A 2,662-nucleotide genomic window follows, 5' to 3' on the forward strand; every position below is an offset into this window, starting at 1 on the left:
CTTCTGATCAGTACGTTCTGAGGCGGGGCTGGCCTTCCCAGGCGTCTTCCATCTCTGTGAATGCGCGCGTCATGATCTTCGTCATCGCAGCATGGGAGCGCTCGGGGTCCCCGTTGCCGATGGCATCGGCGACATCGAAGTGCCATTGCAGCGCATCCGGATGAGGGAACTTCGGCATCAGACCGGCGTGCGTGCGCCCGCGCAGGATCTCGGCGACGGCTGTGTCGAAGGAGGCGAAGAGTTCGTTGCCACCGGCTCTCAGGACTGCGCGATGGTAGGCGATGTCGACCTCCAGCACCGCCTCAACATCACCCTTGCGCCCGCTGGCGCGCATTCTGGCGGCCAAACGCATGACCTCCTCGGCCACGTCGGCTGAGGCATGGACGGCCGCGAGGTACGCGGCCTGCGGTTCGATGGCGACTCTCAGCTCAGTCAGCGAGCGCAGCTGCAGGGCCGGGGTTGCGGCCATTCGCCACCGCACGACCAGTGGGTCGAGTATCGTCCATTCCTCCATGGACAGAATCACCAGGCCCAGGCGACGGATCGGCTTGACCATCCCCAGGGACTCCAGGACTCGCACCACTTCACGCACCACGGACAGCGAGACCTCATAGCGCACGCGCAGCTCTTCGGCCCGGATGACCGTTCCCGCCGCCAGGGCGCCGGTGACGATGTCTGTCCCGACCGAGTTGAGCAGGCTCTCGTGGAGGTTGCCGCCGGCCATCAGAGCTGGTCGACGATGTGGGCGCCGGGGGCCGGGCCCGTGGTCCGCAGCGCTTCCTTGACTCCGCGTGTGGCCTGCAGCAGGACCGCGAGGTCGAGTGCGTGGCGGGCGTCGCGGGCGAGGAAGCCGATCGTCGGGCCCGAGCCGCTGAGCAGCGGCAGGAGTGCACCGGCGTCACGTCCGGCCTCCATCACCTCGGCGAGTTCGGGCATGGCCGATATCGCAGCATCGGTGAGGTCGTTGGCGGCCGCCGTCGCCAATGTATCCGGGTCACCAGCGGCGAGCGCCGTGAGGACCTCGTCGGGCACGACGGCAGGTTCGGGATCTGGTGTGAGTTCGTCGAATCGTGAGTAGATGGCCGGTGTCGAGAGCTGCCTCGCCGAGGTGGCCATGACCCAGTGGAATGATCCGCGGGTGAGGACGGGGCTGAGTTTCTCCCCGCGTCCGTGACCGATGGCCGTTCCCCCGCGGAGGAGGAAGGCGACATCGGCACCCACGGCGACCGCGCAGTCGTGGAGGATCGACTCGTCGACTCCCCCGATGAGGTGGGCGGCACCGCACAGCGCGGCGGCGGCATCGGCCGATCCGCCGCCCATGCCGCCGGCGACGGGCACCTGTTTGTCGATGACGATGTCGAGATCGCGCAGCACATCGACGTCGCGGTCGTCTTCGAGGGCTGCGATGAGGAGGTTGACGGCTTTGCGGGCGAAGTTCGACTCGTCCTGGGGCACATCCGCATCGGCATACCGGCCTCCGACGACGATCGAGGCGCTGCCACCGGGGATGAGTGTCAGGGTTTCATGGAGGTTGAGTGCCTGGAACACGGTCGCGAGTTCGTGGTAACCATCGTCGCCGGCACCTCCCACGCCGAGGTGGACGTTGATTTTGCCCGGTGCCTTCACCTTCACCGGTGTCAGGGTGTGGGGACGTGAGTGCAGCTGCGCGCTCATGACTGTGGGCTTTCCTGGTTGGCGGTGTCGACCTGGGCTGCGGCGGCGTCACCCTGGGCTGCAGCGAGGCGTTCGAAGTCGGCCACGCCCAGGGCCTCACCGCGTGCCTTGGGATCGATGCCTGCAGCACGCAGGAGTTCCTCGGCCCGTTGGGGGCTGCCGGCCCAGGTCGACAGTGCTGCGCGCAGGGTCTTGCGACGTTGAGCGAAGGCCGCGTCGACAACGCTGAACAGGCGACGGCGTTCGTCCGGGTCGCGGTGGGTGCGGCTCACGTCGATGTGGACGAGCCCGGAATCGATGTTCGGAGCCGGCCAGAACACGTTCTTGCCGATGCGTCCGGCCAGTATGACGTCTCCATACCACTGGGCCTTGACGCTGGGCACACCGTAGGTGCGGGATCCCGGGCCGGCGGCGAGGCGTTCGGCGACCTCGAGTTGGACCATGACGAGCACGGACTTGAGGCTCGGGAAGATCTCGAGGAAATGCAGCAGCACCGGGACCGCAACGTTATAGGGCAGGTTCGCGACCAAGGCGTCGGGAGCCGTCGGCAGTTCGGTGAGACTGAGGGCGTCGGCATTGACGAGCTCGAAGTTCGCGGACTCGGCGGCTGCGGCGCTCCCGTGTTTCGCAACGGTTGCAGGCAGGCGGGCGGCCAGGACTTCGTCGATCTCAACGGCGGTGACATGATGGCCGGCTTCCAACAGACCCAGGGTCAGCGATCCCAGACCCGGGCCGATCTCAACGACGCTGCTGCGACCCTCAAGCTTCGCGGCTGTGACGATCGAGCGCACGGTATTGGGGTCGATGACGAAGTTCTGCCCCTTCTGCTTCGTCGGGCGCAGACCAATGTCAGCGGCGATTTCGCGAATGTCGCGTGCGGTCAATAACGTCACAGCCAACAACTTACAGCACTCGTTCGCAGGCACAATCACCGAACGGCCCCATCGCCATTTCCTTATACCTCTGCAACTTCGTCAGTCAGAAGACG

3 protein-coding genes are annotated in these 2,662 nt (G+C 66.3%); all 3 read right to left on the reverse strand.

Going from position 1 to position 2,662, the window contains the following annotated elements; translation table 11 throughout:
* Positions 1–7 precede the first annotated feature (7 nt).
* The 3 genes from L0G76_RS15510 to rsmA are packed head-to-tail and all read right to left on the reverse strand — an operon-like array spanning position 8 to position 2,567.
* Entirely contained in the window at positions 8–724 is a 717-nt protein-coding gene (locus L0G76_RS15510; RefSeq protein ID WP_304358036.1) for a FadR/GntR family transcriptional regulator, read from the reverse strand.
* Positions 724–1,674 carry a 4-(cytidine 5'-diphospho)-2-C-methyl-D-erythritol kinase gene (locus L0G76_RS15515; RefSeq protein WP_304358037.1) on the reverse strand — a complete coding sequence of 317 codons (951 nt, stop codon included), beginning with the start codon at positions 1,672–1,674 and terminating at the stop codon, positions 724–726. The genes L0G76_RS15510 and L0G76_RS15515 overlap by 1 nt, the downstream gene beginning before the upstream one ends.
* Positions 1,671–2,567, reverse strand: a complete 897-nt coding sequence (gene rsmA, locus L0G76_RS15520) for a 16S rRNA (adenine(1518)-N(6)/adenine(1519)-N(6))-dimethyltransferase RsmA (protein ID WP_304358038.1) — start codon at positions 2,565–2,567, stop codon at positions 1,671–1,673. The genes L0G76_RS15515 and rsmA overlap by 4 nt, the downstream gene beginning before the upstream one ends.
* Positions 2,568–2,662 lie beyond the last annotated feature (95 nt).

It is taken from the genome of Brevibacterium picturae, from assembly GCF_030453725.1.
In the GTDB taxonomy this organism is placed as follows: domain Bacteria; phylum Actinomycetota; class Actinomycetes; order Actinomycetales; family Brevibacteriaceae; genus Brevibacterium; species Brevibacterium sandarakinum_A.